This is a genomic window from Streptosporangium sp. NBC_01810 (genome assembly GCF_035917355.1).
Taxonomy (GTDB): domain Bacteria; phylum Actinomycetota; class Actinomycetes; order Streptosporangiales; family Streptosporangiaceae; genus Streptosporangium.
Map to the genome: position 1 here is coordinate 3628276 of NZ_CP109070.1, position 20809 is coordinate 3649084.

General features: G+C 69.7%; 19 protein-coding genes. 4 read left to right on the top strand and 15 right to left on the bottom strand.

Annotation, left to right across the window (positions count from 1 at the left end; genetic code table 11):
- Positions 1 to 33: 33 nt before the first annotated feature.
- The 14 genes from secF to pgsA form a co-directional block, all read right to left on the bottom strand.
- Positions 34 to 1119 (bottom strand): protein translocase subunit SecF, encoded by a 1086-nt coding sequence (secF, locus tag OIE13_RS16260; RefSeq protein WP_326638816.1) that lies wholly within the window; start codon positions 1117 to 1119, stop codon positions 34 to 36.
- The gene (gene secD, locus OIE13_RS16265; protein WP_326830189.1) at positions 1119 to 2954 is read right to left on the bottom strand and encodes a protein translocase subunit SecD; all 1836 of its coding nucleotides are present in this window, start codon (positions 2952 to 2954) and stop codon (positions 1119 to 1121) included. Before secD ends, secF begins: the two co-directional genes overlap by 1 nt.
- A 79-nt stretch (positions 2955 to 3033) precedes the next feature.
- On the bottom strand, positions 3034 to 3396 hold the full coding sequence (gene yajC / locus OIE13_RS16270; RefSeq protein WP_326638812.1) for a preprotein translocase subunit YajC: 363 nt from the start codon (positions 3394 to 3396) through the stop codon (positions 3034 to 3036).
- Positions 3397 to 3622: 226 nt separating this feature from the next.
- On the bottom strand, positions 3623 to 4681 hold the full coding sequence (gene ruvB, locus OIE13_RS16275; RefSeq protein WP_326638810.1) for a Holliday junction branch migration DNA helicase RuvB: 1059 nt from the start codon (positions 4679 to 4681) through the stop codon (positions 3623 to 3625).
- A gap of 76 nt (positions 4682 to 4757) precedes the next feature.
- Positions 4758 to 5378 carry a Holliday junction branch migration protein RuvA gene (gene ruvA, locus OIE13_RS16280; RefSeq protein WP_326638808.1) on the bottom strand — a complete coding sequence of 207 codons (621 nt, stop codon included), beginning with the start codon at positions 5376 to 5378 and terminating at the stop codon, positions 4758 to 4760.
- On the bottom strand, positions 5375 to 5962 hold the full coding sequence (ruvC, locus tag OIE13_RS16285; protein ID WP_326647045.1) for a crossover junction endodeoxyribonuclease RuvC: 588 nt from the start codon (positions 5960 to 5962) through the stop codon (positions 5375 to 5377). The genes ruvA and ruvC overlap by 4 nt, the downstream gene beginning before the upstream one ends.
- A gap of 189 nt (positions 5963 to 6151) precedes the next feature.
- A complete protein-coding gene (locus OIE13_RS16290; protein ID WP_326638806.1) occupies positions 6152 to 6904 on the bottom strand; it encodes a YebC/PmpR family DNA-binding transcriptional regulator in 753 nt (250 codons plus the stop codon).
- A 3-nt stretch (positions 6905 to 6907) separates the two neighbouring features.
- Positions 6908 to 7498, bottom strand: a complete 591-nt coding sequence (gene pdxT / locus OIE13_RS16295; protein WP_326638804.1) for a pyridoxal 5'-phosphate synthase glutaminase subunit PdxT — start codon at positions 7496 to 7498, stop codon at positions 6908 to 6910.
- Positions 7499 to 7696: 198 nt separating this feature from the next.
- Positions 7697 to 8611, bottom strand: a complete 915-nt coding sequence (pdxS, locus tag OIE13_RS16300) for a pyridoxal 5'-phosphate synthase lyase subunit PdxS (RefSeq protein WP_326638803.1) — start codon at positions 8609 to 8611, stop codon at positions 7697 to 7699.
- 148 nt (positions 8612 to 8759) lie between these two features.
- Positions 8760 to 9770 (bottom strand): DUF3048 domain-containing protein, encoded by a 1011-nt coding sequence (locus OIE13_RS16305; RefSeq protein WP_326638801.1) that lies wholly within the window; start codon positions 9768 to 9770, stop codon positions 8760 to 8762.
- Positions 9771 to 9866: 96 nt separating this feature from the next.
- Entirely contained in the window at positions 9867 to 10406 is a 540-nt protein-coding gene (locus OIE13_RS16310; RefSeq protein ID WP_326638799.1) for a hypothetical protein, read from the bottom strand.
- Entirely contained in the window at positions 10403 to 11617 is a 1215-nt protein-coding gene (locus OIE13_RS16315; RefSeq protein ID WP_326638797.1) for a glycosyltransferase family 4 protein, read from the bottom strand. Before OIE13_RS16315 ends, OIE13_RS16310 begins: the two co-directional genes overlap by 4 nt.
- Positions 11614 to 12528 (bottom strand): phosphatidylinositol mannoside acyltransferase, encoded by a 915-nt coding sequence (locus OIE13_RS16320; protein ID WP_326638795.1) that lies wholly within the window; start codon positions 12526 to 12528, stop codon positions 11614 to 11616. Before OIE13_RS16320 ends, OIE13_RS16315 begins: the two co-directional genes overlap by 4 nt.
- Positions 12529 to 12540: 12 nt before the next feature.
- A complete protein-coding gene (pgsA, locus tag OIE13_RS16325; protein WP_326638792.1) occupies positions 12541 to 13158 on the bottom strand; it encodes a phosphatidylinositol phosphate synthase in 618 nt (205 codons plus the stop codon).
- Positions 13159 to 13433: 275 nt separating this feature from the next.
- On the opposite strand from pgsA, the gene OIE13_RS16330 reads away from it, so the two are divergent.
- The 3 genes from OIE13_RS16330 (at position 13434) to OIE13_RS16340 (ending at position 19639) form a co-directional block, all read left to right on the top strand.
- On the top strand, positions 13434 to 15566 hold the full coding sequence (locus OIE13_RS16330) for an elongation factor G-like protein EF-G2 (RefSeq protein WP_326638791.1): 2133 nt from the start codon (positions 13434 to 13436) through the stop codon (positions 15564 to 15566).
- 159 nt (positions 15567 to 15725) lie between these two features.
- Positions 15726 to 17312: a glycoside hydrolase family 10 protein gene (locus OIE13_RS16335; RefSeq protein ID WP_326638787.1), complete on the top strand. Its 1587-nt coding sequence runs from the start codon at positions 15726 to 15728 to the stop codon at positions 17310 to 17312.
- Positions 17313 to 17521: 209 nt separating this feature from the next.
- Positions 17522 to 19639 carry a hypothetical protein gene (locus tag OIE13_RS16340; RefSeq protein WP_326638785.1) on the top strand — a complete coding sequence of 706 codons (2118 nt, stop codon included), beginning with the start codon at positions 17522 to 17524 and terminating at the stop codon, positions 19637 to 19639.
- Here the strand turns inward: OIE13_RS16340 and OIE13_RS16345 are convergent.
- Entirely contained in the window at positions 19582 to 20133 is a 552-nt protein-coding gene (locus OIE13_RS16345; RefSeq protein WP_326638783.1) for an HIT family protein, read from the bottom strand. The genes OIE13_RS16340 and OIE13_RS16345 overlap by 58 nt on opposite strands.
- Here OIE13_RS16345 and OIE13_RS16350 point away from each other — a divergent pair.
- Positions 20062 to 20685, top strand: a complete 624-nt coding sequence (locus OIE13_RS16350) for an Asp23/Gls24 family envelope stress response protein (RefSeq protein ID WP_326638781.1) — start codon at positions 20062 to 20064, stop codon at positions 20683 to 20685. The two genes, OIE13_RS16345 and OIE13_RS16350, sit on opposite strands and share 72 nt — an antisense overlap.
- Positions 20686 to 20809: the final 124 nt, after the last annotated feature.

Below are 20809 nucleotides of genomic sequence, written 5' to 3' on the forward strand. Positions count from 1 at the left end.
GGGCGGGGAGCGGAGGCGCGAACTGCTCGGAGCTTACTTCTTCTTGCGTTTGTCGCCGCCGGCCGCGGCCCCGTTGGCCACGGTGGCGGCCCCGTTGGAGGACCCGTTGGAGGACCCGTTGGAGGCTCCGGCGGTGACCGCCTGACGTGCCCTCCGGCCCCCGGAGCCACCCCCGTGGGCGGCGAGTCTGCGGGCGATCGCCTGGTAGTGCGGCTCGCGCTCCTTCAGCGTGACCAGCAGTGGCGTCGCGACGCACAGCGAGGAGTAGGTTCCGACGATCATGCCGACGAACAGGGCCAGCGACAGGTCCTTCAGGGTACCGGCGCCGAACAGAGTGGTACCGATGAAGAGGATCGCCGCGACCGGCAGGATCGCCACCAGGGTGGTGTTCAGCGACCGGATCAGCGTGTGGTTCAGCGCGTTGTTGGCGGCCTCGGTGTAGGTCATCTTGGAGGTCGTGCCGAGCTTGGCGGTGACCTCCTTGATCATGTCGAAGACGACGACGGCGTCGTACAGCGAGTATCCGAGGATCGTCAGGAAGCCCAGCAGGGTGGCCGGGGTGACCTCGAAGCCGGACCAGGCGTAGACACCGGCGGTGATCACCAGGTCGTGCAGCAGCGCCACGATGGCGGCCAGCGCCATCTTCCACTCGAAGGCCATCGTGAGGTACAGGATGATCGCCAACATGAAGACGATCAGTCCGATGATGGCCTTGTTGGCCACCTGACCACCCCACGAGGCACCGATCACCTGCAGGTTGACCTCGTTCTGCGGCAGCTTGAACTCGGTTGCCACCGCCTTCTGGACCGTGGTGACCTGCTCGGCCGGGAGGCTCTCGGTGGTGACCCGCCAGCCGCTCTGGGTCGTCTGCGCGATGACCTGGTGCACACCGGCGTCGGTGAAGGTGCCTCGCACCTGCTCGATGTTGACCGAGGCGGGGGCCTTGAAGGAGAAGACGGACCCGCCCTTGAACTCCACACCCAGGTTGAGGCCGTTGAAGACCAGACCGGCGATGGAGATCACCAACAGGATTGCGGAGAGGCCGTACCAGAGCTTCTGACGGCCGACGAAGTCGACGTTGACCTCGCCCCGGTACAACCGGCGCGCGATGCCGGACATCAGGCCTCCTGCGGAGCGGACTTGGGAGCGGCGACGGTCTCGCTCATGCGCTCGGCGTCGAGACCGGAGAGCTTGTGACCCTTGGCGAAGAACTTCAACCTCGCCAGTACCGCGACGAACGGCTTGGTGAACATGAACACCACCGCGATGTCGATGAGCGTGGTCAGGCCCATCGCGAAGGCGAACCCGGCCACACCTCCGACCGCCAGGAAGTACAGCACCAAGGCGGCGATGAACATGACGGCGTCCGCGATGAGGATCGTCCGCCGGGCACGGACCCAGGCGACCTCGATCGCCGTGCGCAGCGAGCGGCGGCCTTCCTTCATCTCGTCACGGATGCGTTCGAAGTAGACGATGAACGAGTCGGCGGTGATGCCGATCGAGACGATCAGACCGATGATGTGCGGCAGCGAGAGGCGGAAGCCCGCGAACGTGCCGAGCAGCACCACCGACTGGTAGGTCACGATCGTCGCCACCAGGAGGCTCAGCACCGAGACGACGCCCAGGCCCCGGTAGTAGAGCATCGAGTAGATCACGACCAGCAGGAGGCCGATCGCGCCCGCGATGAGGCCGCCGCGCAGCTGGTCGGCGCCCAGTGTGGAGGAGACCTCGTCGATGGAGCTCTTCTCGAACTTCAGCGGGAGCGCGCCGTATTTGAGCTGGTTGGCCAGCTCGTCGGCACTCACCTGGGTGAAGTTGCCGGAGATCTGCGCACGGCCGCCGGTGATGGGCTCCTGGATGACGGGCGCGGAGATGACCATGCCGTCGAGGACCATGGCGACCTGGTTGCGGGGTGCCTGCGAGTTGAAGGCGGTGGTGGTGACCTTCGACCACTGGTCGGGACCCTGGCCCTTGAAGGAGAGCTGGACGAGCCACTCGCCGGTGGTCTGGTCGACGCCTGAGGAGGCGCTGTCGATCGAGGTGCCGGTCACGGCCGCCTTGTCGAGGATGAACTTGGTGCTGCCGTCGGTGCTGCAGCCGACGTACTGCTTGTCCGGCGCGTCCTGTGCCCCTCGGTTCGTCTGCTTGGCGCAGTCGAGCGTCTGGAACTCCTTGAGTGCCGCCGGGTCGATCCCGGTGGGGTCGACGCCCGCCATGTCGTCGGCCGCCGTCGGCGGGGCCGTCGGGACGGCGGCGGCGTCCGGCGCGGCGGTGCCCTTACCCGGCTTGGAAGACTGGTCGCCGGGTTGAGCAGGCTCCGTATTGGAAGACTGGTCGCCGGGTTGAGCAGGCTCCGTATTGGAAGACTGGTCGCCGGGTTGAGCAGGCTCCGTATTGGACTCGGAGCCGGCTCCCGGGCTTGGCTTGAGCAACCCCGACGACAGGGCTCGCCCGGCGGGCGAGGTGTTCGTGTCGGGGGCGGCGGTCGCGGCCGGCTTCGGCGTCGCGGACTCGGTGGGCCTGGGTGCCCTGGTCCCCTTGCCCCCGGAGGTGGCGGGTGAGGGGGACGGCGTCGGCGGCTGGGTGGCCAGCTCCCCGGGGGGCGGAGGCGACCCGGCCCCGATCGCCAGCACCTGCCGGAACCGTAGTTCCGCAGTGGTGCCGACCAGCTTGACGACTTCCTCCTGGCCAACTCCGGGGACGGAGATGACGATGTTGTCACCGGACTTGGCGACCTCGGCGTCGGAGATACCGCTGCCGTTCACCCGCTCGCGGATGATGTTCACCGCCAGGTCGAGGCTCTCCTGGGAGGGAGCGCTTCCGTTCGGGGTGATGGGCTGCAGCGTCACTGTCGTGCCGCCGGCGAGGTCGAGGCCATATTCCGGGGTGTACGCCTTGTTGAGGAGCATCACCCCTCCCATGGCGAGAATGATCGCCAGAAGCACCAGGAGCATGCGCCCCGGTTTGCTCTGGCCGCTGGTCGGTCGGGCCACTGGTCGACTTTCGGTTATAGGGGATTGGTGGTGAACCTACTCACAGTTTCTTGCTCGCCGAGTCGCGGTCTTCACTCTGCTCCTCGGCGGTCTCCGCGACGTCGTGGTCGACGGCCTTGACATCCTCCTCCGGGTCGTCGACGGGAACCAGAACGCGACCGATCGCCGCCTTCACCCAGCGGGTCTCCACGCCGGGGGCGATCTCCAGGATCACGTCGTCGGCGTCGATCGCCACCACGGTCCCGAAAAGACCCGTCGTGGTCATGACACCGGTTCCCGGCGTGAGACTGCTCTGCATCTTGACCTGCTCCTGCTGCCGCTTGCGCTGCGGCCGGATAAGCAGGAAATAGAACACCACGACCATGAGAGCGATCATGATCAGGCTTGAATAGTTGCCGCCCACAGGGCCGCTCCCTCTCTTGAGAATGACCGGCGCGAAACCGGACGTCATATACGACCACGCCGCTCAGCACGCCAGCCTACACAGCCGGCCAAGGCTCGGAGTTTAGGCGAGTTGTTAGAAGCGCGGCAACGAGGTCACGATTCGGCGCGCAGGGAAGTTCCCATTTCGATACACTTGTCATCTATCTGTGATCAAGCTTGTACGTCTCCCCTACCGATGCACAACGCTAGATTTGCTGAGCATCATCCCCAAGATCGACGAGGAACGAGGCGCCGAAGGCGTCCGGCGGGGGCACAAGCCCAAGATGGGTCCAGGCCGCGGCGGTCGCGACCCGGCCGCGGGGGGTGCGGGCCAGCAGTCCCTGCCGCACCAGGAAGGGCTCGGCGACCACCTCGACCGTCTCCGGCTCCTCCCCCACCGCGACCGCCAGCGTCGACAGCCCCACCGGGCCGCCGCCGAACTTGCGCAGCAGCGCTCCGAGCACCGCCCGGTCGAGCCTGTCGAGCCCCTCGGCGTCGACCTCGTAGAGGTTGAGCGCGGCGGCGGCGACGTCCCTGGTGACGACGCCCTCCGCGCGCACCTCGGCGAAGTCGCGGACGCGGCGCAGCAGGCGGTTGGCGATGCGGGGCGTGCCCCGCGAGCGGCCGGCGATCTCGGTGGCGGCGTCGCCCGGCAGCGTCACGCCCAGCAGACGCGCGGAGCGGTGCAGCACCTCCTCCAGCTCGGCGACCCCGTAGAAGTCCATGTGCGCGACGAAGCCGAAGCGGTCGCGCAGCGGCGCGGGGAGCATGCCCGCCCTGGTGGTGGCCCCGACCAGGGTGAACGGGGCGATCTCCAGCGGGATCGCGGTCGCCCCCGGCCCCTTGCCCACCACGATGTCGACGCGGAAGTCCTCCATCGCGAGGTAGAGCATCTCCTCGGCGGGCCTGGCCATGCGGTGGATCTCGTCGATGAACAGGACCTCGCCCTCGGAGAGGGTCGACAGGATCGCCGCGAGGTCACCGGCCCGCTCAAGCGCGGGCCCCGAGGTGATCCGGAGCGGCACGGACAGCTCGGTCGCGATGATCATGGAGAGGGTCGTCTTGCCCAGCCCGGGACCGCCGCTCATCAGCACGTGGTCCGGCGGCCGGTTACGCCGCAGCGCGCTCTGCAGCACCAGGGACAACTGCTCGCGCACCCGCGCCTGGCCGATGAACTCCTCCAGCCGCTTGGGCCGCAGCGCCGCCTCGATGTTCCTCTCGTCGCCCTCGGCGTCCGGCGACACCAGATCCCGTTCGGAACTCACGCCGCCCCATCTCTGCTCACCGCACGGCGGAGGCGCCCGCGCTCTCCCGGCTGCCGTGCTCTCCCGGCCGAGCCTCTCATCGCGTGCTCAGCGCGCTGAGTGCCGCCTTGAGCAGCGCCGACACCTGCGGGGTGCGGCCCTCGGCCAGTTCCGCGTCGGCCCGGGGCGCGACGGCGGCGACCGCCTCGTCCGCGTCCCGCACCGAGTACCCCAGACCGACCAGGCCGGAGTGGACCTGGTCTCGCCAGGCGGGCGCGGCGACGCGTCCGTTGAGCACGGCGCCGACCGCCTCCTCCGGCGTGCCGAGCCTGTCCTTGAGATCGACGATGATCCGCTGGGCGCCCTTCGGGCCCACCCCGGGGACCCTTGTCAGCGCCTTGACGTCGGCGGTGGCCACGGCCATCCTGAGCGCGTTGGGGGTGTGCACGGCCAGCATCGCCAGGGCGACCTTGGGGCCGACCCCGTTGGCCGTCTGCAGCATCTCGAAGATCCCGCGTTCGTCGTCGGTGGCGAAGCCGAACAGCGTCAGCGACTCCTCACGGACCACCAGCGAGGTGGCCAGCCTGGCCTCCTCGCCCGTTCTGAGCGTCGCCAGCGTGCCCGGCGTGCAGTGCACGAGCACTCCCACCCCGCCCACCTCGACGACCGCCCCGTCGGGGGCGACCGCGGTCACCTGTCCTCGCACCGAGGCGATCACTTCGTGGTTCCTCTCGGATATCCGGCCCTGCCCCGGCCGCGAAAGTAGGCCGCGGCGGTCGTGCCGGGGCCGCTCATGGCCTTCGCGGCGGCCTCGGCCAGCCTGCTCTGGGCTCCGCCCCGCCACACGTGGCAGATCGCGAGGGCGAGCGCGTCGGCGGCGTCGGCGGGCTTGGGCATGGCGTCCAGCCGCAGCAGCCGGGTCACCATCATGCCGACCTGCCGCTTGTCCGCCGTGCCGCTGCCGGTGATCGCCGCCTTGACCTCGGACGGCGTGTGCAGGGCGACCGGCAGCCCCCTGCGGGAAGCGCACAGGATCGCCACGGCGGAGGCCTGCGCGGTGCCCATCACGGTTCTGAGGTTGTGCTGGGCGAAGACCCGCTCCACGGCCACCGCGTCGGGTGCGAGCTCGTCGAGCCACTGCTCGATGCCGGTCTCGATCGCCACCAGCCGGGCGCCGATCTCGTCGTCGGCGGGGGTGCGGACCACTCCGACCTTGACCAGGCTCAGTGGTGCGCCGGGTCTCCCCTCGACGGCACCGAGCCCGCATCGGGTAAGCCCGGGATCGACCCCTATGACCCGCAGTTCGGGCAACCGCACCGACACGCCTCCGCTCGCCGAACACCTGTTCGGTGCCAGACTCTACCGCCTGAGAGCACATCGCGCACGGCCCTCGCGGGGCCCGCGGAAAGTGTCAGAAGCGGTCGGGTACCCGGGGCACGGTGAAGGCGGCCACCGCTCGGAGCTCCTCGACGGGGACGCCGAGGTACGAGATCACGCGTCGAGCTTCTCCATGACCTCGTCGGAGACGTCGAAGTTGGCCCAGACGTTCTGCACGTCGTCGCTGTCCTCGAGGGCGTCGATCAGCCGGAAGACCTTACGGGCGCCGTCCTCGTCGAGCGGGACGTTCATCGTCGGCATGAAGCCGGACTCGGCCGAGTCGTAGTCGATCCCGGCCTCCTGCAGGGCCTTGCGGACCGGGACGAGGTCGGTGGCCTCGGAGACGACCTCGAACTGGTCGCCCAGGTCGTTGACCTCCTCGGCCCCCGCGTCGAGGACCGCGGTCAGCACGTCGTCCTCACCCAGCTCCCCCTTGGGGACGAGCACGACGCCCTTGCGGTTGAACATGTAGGACACCGAGCCCGGGTCGGCCAGCGAGCCGCCGTTGCGGGTCAGCGCGACCCGGACCTCGGAGGCCGCGCGGTTGCGGTTGTCGGTGAGGCACTCGATCAGCACCGCGACGCCGCCGGGGGCGTAGCCCTCGTACATGATGGTCTGCCAGTCGGCGCCGCCGGCCTCCAGGCCGCCTCCGCGCTTGCGGGCACGCTCGATGTTGTCGATCGGAACCGAGCTCTTGCGCGCCTTGGTGATGGCGTCGTACAGCGTCGGGTTGCCGTCCGGATCGGGGCCGCCCGTCCGCGCCGCGACCTCGATGTTCTTGATGAGCTTGGCGAACAGCTTGCCGCGCTTGGAATCAAGCGCCGCCTTCTTGTGCTTCGTCGTCGCCCATTTGGAGTGGCCGGACATCCCCTAGAGCTCCCTCACCATCTCAGCGAAATATGAATGCACACCAACATCCCCGGTAATTTCCGGATGAAAGGATGTGGCGAGCAGCGGTCCTTGACGGACCGCGACGATCCTATCTCCAGGTTCGGCCAACGCCAGCACTTCGACCCCCGAACCCACGGATTCCACCCAGGGGGCGCGGATGAAGACCGCCCGCATGCCGCCGCGGCCGGCGAAGTCGATATCGGCCTCGAAGGAGTCGACCTGGCGGCCGAAGGCGTTGCGCCGGACGACCATGTCTATGCCGCCGATCGTCTGCTGGCCCTCGACGCCGCCCTCGATCCGGTCCGCCAGCATGATCATCCCGGCGCAGGAGCCGTAGGCGGGCATACCGGCCTTGATCCGCATCCGGAGCGGTTCGAGCAGTTCGAAGGTCTCGGCGAGCTTCCACATCGTGGTGGACTCGCCGCCCGGGATGACGAGGCCGTCGACCGCCTCCAGTTCGCGGGGGCGCCGTACGGCGACCGCTCTGGCGCCCACCGCCTCCAGGGAGCGCACGTGCTCGCGCACATCGCCTTGGAGCGCGAACACGCCGATCGTCGGGACGATGGTCACCGATGGTCCTTCCCCTGGAAAAGAAATGTCCCTTTCAGCGTATGGCCACCTCTCGGATCACCCCAAACTGGTTCATAACCAGCCCAGGGTTTTCCTGGACGGCCCTTCTACCGCCGGAGAGGCGGCCTCCTTGAAGGATGCCGCCTCTCCACCGATTTCCCCGGGTTCCCCTGGGTTCCCCTGAGTTCCCGAGTTCCGCTACCAGCCGCGCTCGGCCAGCCGGTGCGGGGCCGGGATGTCGTCGACGTTGATGCCGACCATGGCCTCGCCCAGACCGCGGGAGACCTTCGCGATGACATCGGGGTCGTCGTGGAAGGTGGTGGCCTTGACGATCGCGGCGGCGCGCTCGGCCGGGTTTCCGGACTTGAAGATGCCCGAGCCGACGAACACGCCCTCGGCGCCGAGCTGCATCATCATCGCGGCGTCGGCCGGGGTGGCGATGCCACCGGCGGTGAACAGCACGACCGGCAGCTTGCCGGTCTTGGCGACCTCGGCGACCAGCTCGTACGGCGCCTGGAGCTCCTTGGCCGCGACGTAGAGCTCGTCGGCGGGCAGCGAGGTCAGGCGCTTGAGCTCGCCCCTGATCTTGCGCATGTGGGTGGTGGCGTTGGAGACGTCGCCGGTGCCCGCCTCGCCCTTGGAACGGATCATCGCCGCCCCCTCGGTGATGCGGCGCAGCGCCTCTCCCAGGTTGGTCGCGCCACAGACGAAGGGCACCGTGAACTGCCACTTGTCGATGTGGTTGGCGTAGTCGGCCGGGGTGAGCACCTCGGACTCGTCGATGTAGTCGACGCCGAGCGACTGGAGCACGCGGGCCTCGACGAAGTGGCCGATGCGGGCCTTGGCCATGACCGGAATCGAGACGGCGGCGATGATGCCGTCGATCATGTCGGGGTCGCTCATCCGGGAAACGCCGCCCTGGGCGCGGATGTCGGCGGGCACACGTTCGAGGGCCATGACGGCGACGGCACCGGCGTCTTCGGCGATCTTGGCCTGCTCGGCGTTGACGACGTCCATGATGACGCCGCCCTTGAGCATCTCTGCCATGCCGCGCTTGACCCGGGCGGTTCCGGTGACGGTGGTATCGCTGACTTCGGGCGTGCTGCTGGACACGGTCTCTACCTCACGACGGCTGCGGATCACGGGCCGCCCGTGACGGACGGCCACTACGTCTCCATCGTAGGCGCTGGGCAGGATGCCCCCTACACGCCGTCTTGTCGCTCTTAGCTGATCTTCTTGGACATGATGTAGGACTTGCGCGTCAGGGAATGACGGGTTTGGCGGAGGCCAGCGCGATCCAGACCTGACCGGGGGCGAAGTTCATCGGCTCACCCGCCTCCGTGGTGAAGACGGTGCCGTCCTTCTCCGTGGCCCGCGACCAGCGGGCCTTGAAGGCCTGCCCGTCGCGGAGCACGACCGCCCTGCCCTTGCCCGTGCTGTGCACCAGCGGCGTGTAGCTCTGGTTCTTGTCGTGAAACTCCGAGCGCTCCGTCTTGGTGTACTGCACGACGATCGTGGGAGCGCCGAGCTGACCGCCCTCGGCCGCCATGTCCCTCTTGCCGTCCTGCCAGATCAGCCATTTGCCCGCCGCCTGTGACCAGGTGAAGGTGAAGCGTGCCGCCGGGTACTTCACGCTGTACGCCTTCCGCGGCACGCCGCCCTCGGGAGCGTCGCCGAAGGTGAATCCGATCTCCTTGGCCCTGCTCGCCTTGGGCGCCTCGGTCAGCAGCCGCCGGGTGTTGGCGAACAGGTTGTAGGGGGCGAAGCGTCCGGGCTGACGGAAGTAGGCGCCCGGTACCCGGCTGTCGGAGACGTCGAACAGCGGCGCCGCGGCGATGAGGGGGAGCATCTTCGTCTGCGCGCCCGAGTAGGCGAAGGCGGGCTTGCCGAACTGCGGGACGATGTGCAGGTCGGAGACGCGGGCGCTGCGGACCGGGCCGATCTTGGCCGGGATCTTGGAGGAGAAGATCGCCATCAGGCGGGTCAGACCCGCCTCGACCTGCTCGATGTAGACGATGTCCGCGCTTTTGAGGCCGAGCTGCGGCTTGCCCGCCGAGGTGTTCTCGATCTTCGCCGCGATCACCGGCCTGCGGGCCGCGCCCGGCAGGCCGGTGAAGGGATGCGTCGGCTCTGGTGTGGGGGTCGGGGCCGCACTCGGCTCGCCGGCCGCGGGGTTGCCCGCCGGCGTGGGCTTGTCGGAGGAACAGGCCGCGGTCGGCACGAGGACCGCGACTCCCGCCAGCCCGACGGCGATCATCCGAGACACCCGCACGACTCATCTCCTCAAGTCAGCCACTCAGCCTCTTGGCCACGAACCGCCATGAGCCTACCGGTGTCTGACTTGTCAGATACTCCAGTCATGTGTGGCTTATTCGGCGGCCAGGGCCTTCGGCGGCGCATCGTCGATCTCGAAGAAGCCCGGATACTCGGTGTGCCCGGCCAGCCGCAGCGTGCGGGCCAGCCGGCGGCGCTGTGCCGCGCGGGTCACGCCCACCGCGTTGTTGTAGAAACGCCGGGAGTAGAGGACCTTGGCCACCGCGGCCCCCAGCTCCTCCAGCAGGTCGGCACCCGCCGGAGTGTCGGCCAGCCGGTCGCGGAAGCGCTCCTGGTCGACGACGGCTCGCAGGGTGCGAGACAGGTCGCTCTCGGCGTGCTCGCGCTCCTCGGGGCCGGCCGTGCGGGCCTCGTGGGCGGCCGCGGCCAGCACCAGGCTCGTCGCCGGGTCCAGCAGCCGGGAGGCGGCCAACTCCAGGCTGACGGCGGTCCGCCGCACCAGGGCGGCGTCCAGGGACTCGCGGGCCAGCTCCAGCCGGATGTGCAGCCGGTCGAGCCTGCCCGCCCGCCAGGAGATGTAGACGGCGCAGAGCACCACGATCGCGCCCACCACCAGGATCAGCGTGGTCGTCACAGCGTCTCGTCCCCCTCGGTGGCGGTCGTGCTCGCCACCGTACCCCCAGCGCCCCCAGCGCCCCCAGCGCCGTCAGTACCGTCAGTGCCGTCAGCGTCCTCCTCGACCCCGGCCGTGCTCGCCACCGTCTCGTAGACCCGCAGGACGTCGCGGGCGACCGTCGACCAGTCGTACTTCCGCACGGCGTCGCGGGCCTCCTCCGACAGCTTGGCCCGGCGCGCGGGATCGTCGAGCAGCTCGGCGGCCCGGCGGGCGAGCGAGGTGGCGTTGCCCGTCTCGAACAGTGCTCCCGCCTGGCCGTCGTCGAGCACCTTGCGGAAGGCCGGGATGTCGCTCGCCAGGATCGCCGCACCGGCCGACATCGCCTCGGTCAGCACGATGCCGAAGCTCTCACCCCCCAGGTTGGGCGCGCAGAAGACGTCGACCGTGTGGTAAGCACGCACCTTGTCCTCCTCGCTGACCATGCCGAGCAGGCCGATCCGGTCGTGGAAGGCGGCCGGGACGCGCTCCAGCACCTCGGCGGCGTCACCGGGCCCGGCCAGGAGCAGTCTCAGCGCCGGCCGCTCGGCGGCCAGCAGGACGAACGCCTCCAGCAACACCGGCAGGCCCTTGCGCGGCTCGTCCATCCTGCCGAGAAAGCCGATCACCTCGCCCTCGTCCCAGCCGGGCAACGGCTCGCCCTCGGCGTAGCGGCCGACCGTCACCCCGTTGGGGATGAGCACGGCGTCCCCGCCCATGAACTCGACCAGGGTCTTCCTGGCCGCGTCGGACACGGCGATCCGGCCGGTGATCTTCTCCAGCGCGCTCATGAGCACAGAGGCCGTGACCGAGAAGGAACGGGAGTTACCGTACGAGGCGTGGAAGGTGGCCACGATCGGCCCCCTGGCCACCCAGCAGGCGAGCAGTCCCAGCGAGGGGATGGCCGGCTCGTGCACGTGCAGCACGTCGAAACCGCCCTCGCGCACCCAGCGGCGCACCCGGTTCGCCGACAGGAACCCGAACGACAACCTGGCCACCGACCCGTTGAAGGGCACCGGAATCGCGCGGCCCGCCGAGGTCACGTACGGGGGCAGCGGGGCGTTGTCCGCGGCAGGGGCGATCACCGAGACGTGGTGGCCCTCCTCCATGAGCGCCTCCGCGAGGTCACGGATGTGCACCTGAACGCCGCCCGGCACGTCCCATGTGTAGGGACAGACGATGCCGATCCTCATTGCCGGGGCTCCAGGTCCTCCAGCCAGAGGCGCTGGAGCATGTGCCAGTCCTCGGGGTGCTCGGTGATGCCCTTCTCGAAGACGTTCGCGAGGCTCTGCATGACGACGGCCACCTTCTCCTTCCTGGTGCCCTCGGCCGGGATCACGATCTCCTCGTGGAACTGCAGGCCCCAGCCGGTCCCCTCGAAGTAGGGGATCGCCGGGATGAGGGCGGCCCCGGTGTGCACGGCCAGCAGGCCGGGGCCGGCGGGCATCCGCGTGGACGAGCCGAAGAACTGCACCTCGACACCGTTCGCGGTCAGGTCGCGCTCGGCGGGCAGGGCGACCGGGAGTCCGGCGCGCAGGCGCTGCGCCAGGGTGCCGAAGGTGTGGCCGTCACCGCCGGTGAGCGGCAGCACCTCCATGCCCAGCCCCTCACGGAAGGCGGTGTAGCGGTTGAACAGCGACTCGGGTTTGAGTCTTTCCGCGACCGTGGTGAAGGGGTGTCCCGTCCCGGCGAACCAGGCACCCGCCTGGTCCCAGTTGCCCATGTGCGGCAGGGCGAGGACCACGCCGCGCCCCGCGGCGAGGTTGTCGTAGACGGGCTCCGCCCCGACCACGTGCATGCGGGAGACGATCTCGGCGATGGGGATCGAGGGCAGCCGGAACACCTCGTGGAAGTAGCGGAAGTAGGAGCGCATGCCGTCGCGGCTGAGCTCCCGGATCACCGGGTCGCCCGGCGAGGTGCCCTTGACCCTGGCGAGGTTGGCCTCCAGCCTGAGCACCGACCTCCCTCGGCGCTTCCACAGCCGGTCGGCGGCGGCGCGGAAGGCCCAGGCGGTGAGCCGCTCGGGCAGCCGGGGCACGATCGTCCATCCTGCGCCGAACGCGGCCGCGACGAGACGGTCCTGGGAGGAGGGCTTGTCTGTCATCGATCTTTCCGATCAGCGGAGGGTCCGGGGCGAGGCGGAGACGGCCTGCCGGCGCACGTGCAGCAGGCGCTGGCCGACCGTGACCGCGCTGGCCACCGCGAGCAGCCAGAGCCCCACGGCCAGGATGTACGGCACGCCGAGGCCGCTGAGGCCGGCCGAGACCAGGCCCACCACCAGGCGCTCCGGTCGCTCGGCGAGACCGACGTCGCATGTCATGCCCAGCGCCTCCGCCCTGGCCTTGACGTAGGACACCACCGCTCCGGCGACGAGGCAGAACAGCGCGACCCCCGCCAGTGTCCACTGGTCGCTCACGATGAACCAGAACACCAGCCCGGAGAAGATCCCCGCGTCGCCGACCCTGTCGAGCGTGGAGTCGAGGAAGGCGCCCCAGGTGCTTCCCGGGCCCGTCATCCTGGCCATGACCCCGTCGAGGAGGTCGGCCAGCACGAAGAAAGTGATCACCACCGTGCCCGCGAACAGTTGGCCCCGGGGGTAGAAGAACAGCGCGGCGGCGACGGTGCCGAGCGTGCCCACCGCGGTGACCGCGTTGGGGCTGATCCCGTGGCGGGTGAGTGCCCTGCCCAGCGGGGTCAAGACTCGTGTGACGGCGGGGCGCAGAAGTTTCAGCATCGCGCTCCGATCGTAGGCCACCCGGTCTGCGGGCGCGCATCGACGAGCCGTGCGGCAAGGCGTTCTCGGCGCGGCGAGGGGGCACCGGAGGCGGCTCGGGCGTCTAGCGATCAGACTTCCGTCTCGCAAGAGGATCGCTCCACCCCTCTTGTGATATTCGCCACATGGGTATTTGGTGAACACACCGCGTCCATGCGGTGTGTGGACGCGGCAGCGGATCCCGGGGGTGTGGCCCCGCCAGGCCGCGCCCCTTCGGCAACGACGCGGGAGGCGATGTGGCGGAGAGAGCAACCGGCGGAACAGCGGGAGCCGCGGGGAGGGCACCCACGGCCGATCAGCCGGACAAGATAAGAAACGTCGTGCTGGTCGGCCATTCCGGCGCCGGGAAGACAACGCTCGTGGAGGCGCTGCTGGCCGCGACCAGGACCGTCCAGCGGCCCGGCAGGGTCGAGGACGGCACCACGGTCAGCGACTTCGACGAGGTCGAGATGCGCCAGCAGCGCTCGGTGAACCTCACCGTGGCCCCTGTGATCCACAATGACATCAAGATCAACCTGCTGGACACGCCCGGCTACGCCGACTTCGTCGGCGACCTGCGCGCCGGGTTGCGCGCAGCCGACGCGGCGCTGTTCGTCGTCTCGGCCGCCGAGGGCGTGGACGGCCTGACCAGGATGCTCTGGGAGGAGTGCGCGGTCGTCGGGATGCCCCGCGCGGTCGTGATCACCAAGATCGACCACCAGCGGGCGGACTTCGAGGAAGTCCTCGCCGCCTGCCAGGAGGCCTTCGGCGACGGCGTCTCACCGCTGTACCTGCCGGTGGTGACCAACGGCAGGGTGAACGGCCTGATCGGGCTGATGAGCCAGAAGTTCTACAACTACGCGACCGGCACCAGGACGGAGAACTCCCCCGGCCCGGCCTACGCCGACCAGATCGAGACCCACCGCGGCGCCCTGATCGAGGGCGTCATCCAGGAGAGCGAGGACGAGTCCCTGATGGACCGTTACCTCTCCGGCGAGGAGATCGACACCAAGGCCCTCATCGGGGACCTGGAGAAGGCCGTCGCGCGCGGCGGCTTCTACCCGGTGCTGGCCGCGGGGACCGGCGTGGGCGCGCTGGAGGTCCTGGAACTCATCACCCAGGGTTTCCCCTCGCCACCCGAGCACCCGATGCCGGAGATCACCTCGATCGACGGCCGGCCCGTCGCCGGCATCACCTGTGACCCCGACGGGCCGCTGGTCGCGGAGATCGTCAAGACGACCAGTGATCCGTATGTGGGCAGGATCAGCCTGGTGCGGGTCTTCTCCGGCACGCTGCGCCCCGACATGACGGTGCACGTCTCGGGGCACGGTCTCGCCGACCGCGGGCACGAGGACCACGACGTGGACGAGCGCATCGGAGCGCTCTCCTCACCGCTGGGCAAGCTCCAGCGGACGACCGCCAAGTGCGTGGCCGGGGACATCGCGGCGGTGGCCAAGCTGTCGCGCGCGGAGACCGGCGACACCCTGTCGGACCGGGAGAACCCGCTGCTGATGACGGCCTGGACGATGCCGGAGCCGCTGCTGCCCGTGGCGATCCAGCCCAGGTCCAAGGCCGATGACGACAAGCTGGGCCAGGCGCTGCAGCGGCTGGTCGCCGAGGACCCCACGCTCCGGTTGGAGAACAACCCCGAGACCTGCCAGCTCGTGCTGTGGTGCATGGGCGAGGCCCACACCGACGTGCTGCTGGATCGGCTGAGCAGGCGGCACGGCGTGGAGGTGGAGAAGATCGAGTTGCGGGTGCCGCTCAGGGAGACCTTCGGCGGCAGCTGCCAGGCCCTGGGCCGCAACGTCAAGCAGACCGGCGGCCACGGCCAGTTCGCCGTCTGCCACCTGGAGGTCGAGCCCCTGCCGTCCGGCGGCGGCTTCGAGTTCGTGGACAAGATCGTCGGTGGCGTGGTGCCGCGCCAGTTCATCCCCTCGGTGGAGAAGGGCGTACGCACCCAGATGCAGCGCGGGGTCCTCGCCGGCTACCCCATGGTGGACATGCGGGTGACGCTGTACGACGGCAAGGCCCACTCGGTCGACTCCTCCGACATGGCCTTCCAGATCGCCGGGGCGCTCGCGCTGAAGGAGGCCGCGGCCAAGGTGCCCATCCTGCTGCTCGAACCTGTCGACGAGGTGTCCGTGCTGGTCTCCGACGACCATGTGGGCGCGGTGATGTCCGACCTGTCCTCGCGCAGGGGCCGCGTGCTCGGCACGGAGCCGGTGGGGGTGGGACGTACCCTGGTCAGGGCCGAGGTGCCCGAACTGGAGATCACCCGATACTCGATCGATCTGAGATCCATGTCACACGGCACGGGGACGTTCCAGCGGGTCTTCCTCCGCTACGAGCCGCTCCCGTCACACCTGGTGGAGAAAGTCACCGGCTGACAGGGCGATGAGGCGTGTGCCCGTGGCACGTCGCCATCGGGTGCGACGCACCCCATCGGGCACACGCCTCCCAGTACACACTTGTGTAACAAAGTCATCACGAAGTGATTTCTTTTTTTCGGTCGGAGCACACCGGTCCAGGTGCCAGACTTGGGAACCATGCGAAACGGACGCCCTCTTCTGGCCGCTGCCGCCCTCGCCGTTCTGACCACGGGTGCCGCGTACACCTTCGGCCCCGACACCGCGCCCGCCCGGCCCAAGGCCGCCAAGAGCTCGGCGGTCTCGGCCGAAACGGCGGGCGCGACGACCTCCACCTCGGCGCGCTGCCCGGTGGATGTGAGATATCCCAAGCGACAGCTGCGCGGGGTGTGGATCGCCACGGTCAAGAACATCGACTGGCCCTCGCGGCCCGGCCTGTCCGCCGCCCGGCAGCAGGCGGAGTACGTCAAGATCCTCGACAATGCGGTCAAGCGGCGGTTCAACGCGGTGTTCGTCCAGATCCGCCCGGCCTCCGACGCGCTGTACAGGTCGGACCTTGAGCCGTGGTCGCAGTATCTGACCGGAACCGCGGGCAAGGACCCCGGCTGGGACCCGCTGTCCTTCCTCGTCGCCGAGGCCCACCGCCGCGGCCTGGAGTTCCACGCGTGGTTCAACCCCTACCGCGCCTCCGCCGACGGCGATCTGTCCAGGCTGCCCGCGAACCACCCCGCCCGGGTCCACCCCGACTGGATCGTCAGGCATGGTGATCTGGCCTACTACAACCCCGGCCTGCCCGCGGTCCGCGACCACGTCACCAAGGTCGTCAAGGACGTGGTGACCCGCTACGACGTCGACGGGGTCCACTTCGACGACTACTTCTACCCCTACCCCTCCGGGAACGCGAAGTTCGCCGACGACGCCGCCTTCGCCAAGTACGGCAAGGGCGCCAAGCTCGCCGACTGGCGCCGCGCCAACGTCAACAAGCTGATCGCACAGGTCGACAAGGCGGTGCACGAGGTCAGGAACAGCGTGAAGTTCGGCGTCAGCCCGTTTGGGATCTGGCGCAACAAGTCCGAGGATTCCACCGGCTCGGCCACCGGCGGCATGTCGGCGTACGACTCCATCTACGCAGACGCCCGCCACTGGATCCGCAAGGGCACCGTCGACTACGTCATGCCGCAGCTGTACTGGCCACGCGGTTTCAAGGTCGCCGACTACGACGTGCTGATGCCCTGGTGGGCGAACGAGGTCAAGGGCACCGACGTGCACCTCTACATCGGCCAGGCCCTGTACCGGGTCGGCGCCACCGACACCCCCGCATGGACCAATCCCGGCGAGCTGCCCTCCCATCTCACCCGGAACCGCAAGCACAAGCAGGTCCTGGGCGACGTCTACTTCAGCGCCAAGCAGCTGTCCACCAACCCCCTGGGTGTGCTGGACCGCATCGTCAAGAGCAACTACTCGCGCCCGGCGCTGCTGCCGCTGATGAAGGACCGCGGCGGGCAGGCCCCGGCCAAGCCCGCCGACGTGCGGCTCCAGGGCACCTCGCTCAGCTGGAAGAGTTCCCCGGAGGCCCGCTCGTACGCGGTCTACCGGATCGCCTCCGGCAAGCCCGGTGAGTGCGCCACCGCCGACGCCAGAAACCTGGTCGCGGTCGTGCCCGCGGTGGACGGCGACCGCCAGACCTTCACCGCGACGGGCGGCGGCACCTACCTGGTCACCGCCCTGGACCGCCTGCAGAACGAGAGCGCGCCCGCCGGGAGCTGACCTCGAGCCACGCCTACGCCCTCTCGGACACGCGGCCGCGAGGGCGTCGGCGGGCCGCGGGACGGGCGAGGCGAGGCGAGGCGGTGAGCCCCCCGCGCGACCCGCGAGGCTCGCCGTACCCTCCGTCGGCCCCCGGATCCGCTGGACCCGTGACACGATCTTCCCCTACGGTGCGAGGCACCTGGCAGAAGCTAAAGGGGAGGTCGTCGGTGAAGCGGACGCTTTTCGCGTTTGCGCTGGTCCTGGGCTTGCTGTGGCCGAGTGTCGCGCAGTCCGCCACACAGGTGGACGGACGGGTGGTGCTGATCGGCATTCCCGGCCTGCAGTGGAGCGATCTCAGTCCCGGCGGCACCCCGAATCTGTGGCGGCTGGCCGGGCAGAGCGCGATCGGCTCACTGTCGGTCCGCGCGGTGGGCCGGGTGACCTGTCCCTATGACGGGTGGCTGACGGTCTCGGCCGGGGTGAGGTCCGCGGTCGGCTACGGTTGCGGGCTCCCCCCGCTGCCCGAGGCCGACAGAAGGGGCGCGGTCATCTCCGGCTACGGATACCTGCGCGACGTCGCCGGGCAGCGCAACGCCGGTGCCCTCGGCGAGGCCGTGCACGCCGCCGGGGAGTGCACGCTGGCGATCGGCCCCGGGGCCGCGCTGGCACTGGCCGACAGATCGGGCAGGGTCGACCTGTACGCTCCCTCCGCCGCGCAGATCCGCTCGGGCGTGCTCACCAGGTGCCGCGTAATCGCCGTCGACGTCGACGACCTGGTCAGGCCCTACATCACCGGTGGACGGCTGCCCGGGGCCGAGGAGCGGCTCACCCCGCAGCAGCGGGCGGCGGCGCTGCGCCTGGCCGACGCCAAGGCCGGAGCGGTGCTGAGCGTGCTGCCCAAGGACGCGAGCGTGCTGCTGGCGGGGCTGTCCGACCACGGCGGCAATCCACACCTGCGGGTCGCCATGATGCGCGGTGAAAACGCCTCCGGCCGCTTCCTGGGAGCGGCCTCCACCCACCGCGACGACATCACGATCCTGCCGGACGTCACCGCGACGATGCTCTCCCTGACCGGCGTCGAGGTGCCGCCGAGCGTGGTCGGGGTCCCCTGGAAGGCGAGCGAGAGGCGCACCGGCACCACCGAGGCCGCGCGGGCCGAGCTGATGAAGGCCGACGTGGCCGGGCAGACGATCAGGAACGTGGGCGGGATCTTCTTCACCTCGGTCGCCGTGCTGCAGGTCGCCTTCTACCTGACGGCATTCCTGCTGCTGCGCCGCAGGCGGGCACTACGGCACGTGCGCGTGGCCGCGGTGGCACTGGCCTCGCTGCCCACCTCGACGTACCTGGTGAACCTCACCCCCTGGCAGGGCGCGCAGACGCCGGTGCTCGCGCTGGTCGGCGGGATCGCCGGATGCGCGCTGCTGCTGGCGGCGACGGCACTGGCGGGGCCATGGCGCCGGGCGCCGCTCGGACCGCTGACGGTGGTGGCGGGGGTGACCGCGGCGGTACTCGCGGGCGACCTGCTGACCGGGACGAACCTGCAGCTCAACAGCGTGATGGGCTACAGCGCCGTGGTCGGGGCCCGCTACTACGGCCTGGGTAACATCCCCTTCGCGCTCTTCGCCACCTCGGTGCTGCTGCTGGCCGCCGCGATCGCGCACCGGCTGATGCGAGGAGGCCACACGGGTGCGGCGGTCACCGCCGTGGCGGTGCTGGGCGGCTTCGCGATGATCCTGGGCGGCTGGCCGGGCGTGGGCAGCGACTTCGGCGGCGTGATCGCGTTCGTGCCGGGCATCGCGGTGACCGCGTTGCTGATCGCGGGCAGGCGGGTCTCGATCGTCAAACTGGGCGCGTTCTGCGTGGCGGGCGGTGTCACCGTGATGGGCATCGCCTACCTCGACTACCTGCGCCCGCCGGGTTTCCAGACGCATCTGGGGCGCTTCGTCGGCCAGGTGTTCACCGGCGAGGCCACCGAGGTGATCGGCCGCAAGCTCGGCGCGATGCTGGGCACCCTGCTCAGCCCCAACCTGATGCCGGTCGTGATCGCTGCGACGGCGTTCCTCGTCTACGCGCTGCTACGGCCGGAGCAGGCGACCGCCGGAGTGCTGCCCGCCGCGTTCGCCCACTCCCCCGCGCTGCGGGCCGGGCTGATCGGCACCCTGGTCAGCGGGGTGGTCGGCATGCTGGTCAACGACTCGGGCGCCGCGGTGCTCTCCATGGCGCTGGCGCTCGCCGTGCCGCTGACGCTGTCGGCGGGCATCAGGACCCTGGGCGGCGGAGCCTCACGCTACGACGAGGCGGGCCAGGAGCCGGCGAGCAGTTCCCTGGTGTCACGCAGCAACTGAGGAAGCACCCTGGTCTGGCCGACGACGGGCATGAAGTTGGTGTCGCCGCCCCAGCGGGGCACCACGTGCTGGTGAAGGTGGGCGGCGATTCCGGCGCCCGCCACACCGCCCAGGTTCATGCCCACGTTGAAACCCTGCGCGCCGCCGGCCTTGCGCAGGGCGACCAGTGCCCGTTTGGTGAAGTCGGCGAGCTCGGTGGTCTCGGCCTCGTCCAGGTCCGCGTAGTCCGGCACGTGACGGTAGGGGCAGACCATTAGGTGGCCGGAGGTGTACGGGTAAAGGTTGAGCAGCGCGAAGACCGCGTCACCTCGGGCGACGATCAGGCCGTCCTCGTCGCTCATCCGGGGGATCTCGCAGAACGGGCAGCCGTCCTCGGGCCCCGAACCCGTCGGTTTGCTGGCCCCCTTGATGTAGGCCATCCGGTGAGGAGTCCAGAGTCTCTGGAACGCGTCCGGTGTTCCCGCTCCGTACTGCGCCTCCGGCTCGTTGCTCATGGTCGCCAGCATATTGCCAAGCCGATCCCTTCGGTCTGGCACCTCCCCCGCCGGGGCACCGGAACCGGCCGGGATCCGGCGGCTGGACGGGATTCCGACCCCTGTCTCACCGTATTAACGGACGAATGCCGCAAATTTCCGGCAGAATCCCCCCAGCATGACCACCGACAGCCGAGGAGTACCCATGATCGACGTCTCCGTCGAGGAGCCGACCGAGCCACCCTTGAGGTCACGGGCGTCGCCGAACTGGGAGGCGACGCGCCCCGCGCGGTGGAGCCGGTGCGTGAACGGGCCGGCACCGGTGCCAGGCGCGGCCCCCGGGGCGTCAGCGCCCACGTGCAGGACCGTACGGCCGCGGTGGACGTGTCGATCGTGGCGGAGTACGGGCACGTGGTGATGGACGTGGCCAACGAGGTGAAGACCAACGTGGCCCGGACCATCAGCCGGATGCTCGGCATGCGGGTCGTCGAGGTCAACGTCGACGTGGAGGACGTCCGCATGCCGGGCGAGACCCGGCCTGAGGCACCCGCCGAGCCCGCGAGACACGAGTAGGAACACGAAGACCTCCGGACGCGGCGAGGCGACTCAGGCCACCCGCCGCGCTCCCCCACAGGGCCGGACCCCGTAAAGGAGCGGGGCCGGCTCCCCGCGAGGAGCCGGCCCCGGACACTCTGGA

Coding starts and splice junctions, on each gene's coding strand:
- secF (WP_326638816.1), bottom strand. CDS start 1,119: ATGTCCGGCATCGCGCGCCGGTTGTACCGGGGCGAGGTCAACGTCGAC.
- secD (WP_326830189.1), bottom strand. CDS start 2,954: ATGCTCCTGGTGCTTCTGGCGATCATTCTCGCCATGGGAGGGGTGATG.
- OIE13_RS16290 (WP_326638806.1), bottom strand. CDS start 6,904: ATGTCCGGCCACTCCAAATGGGCGACGACGAAGCACAAGAAGGCGGCG.
- OIE13_RS16315 (WP_326638797.1), bottom strand. CDS start 11,617: ATGAGGATCGGCATCGTCTGTCCCTACACATGGGACGTGCCGGGCGGC.
- OIE13_RS16320 (WP_326638795.1), bottom strand. CDS start 12,528: ATGACAGACAAGCCCTCCTCCCAGGACCGTCTCGTCGCGGCCGCGTTC.
- pgsA (WP_326638792.1), bottom strand. CDS start 13,158: ATGCTGAAACTTCTGCGCCCCGCCGTCACACGAGTCTTGACCCCGCTG.
- OIE13_RS16335 (WP_326638787.1), top strand. CDS start 15,726: ATGCGAAACGGACGCCCTCTTCTGGCCGCTGCCGCCCTCGCCGTTCTG.
- OIE13_RS16345 (WP_326638783.1), bottom strand. CDS start 20,133: ATGAGCAACGAGCCGGAGGCGCAGTACGGAGCGGGAACACCGGACGCG.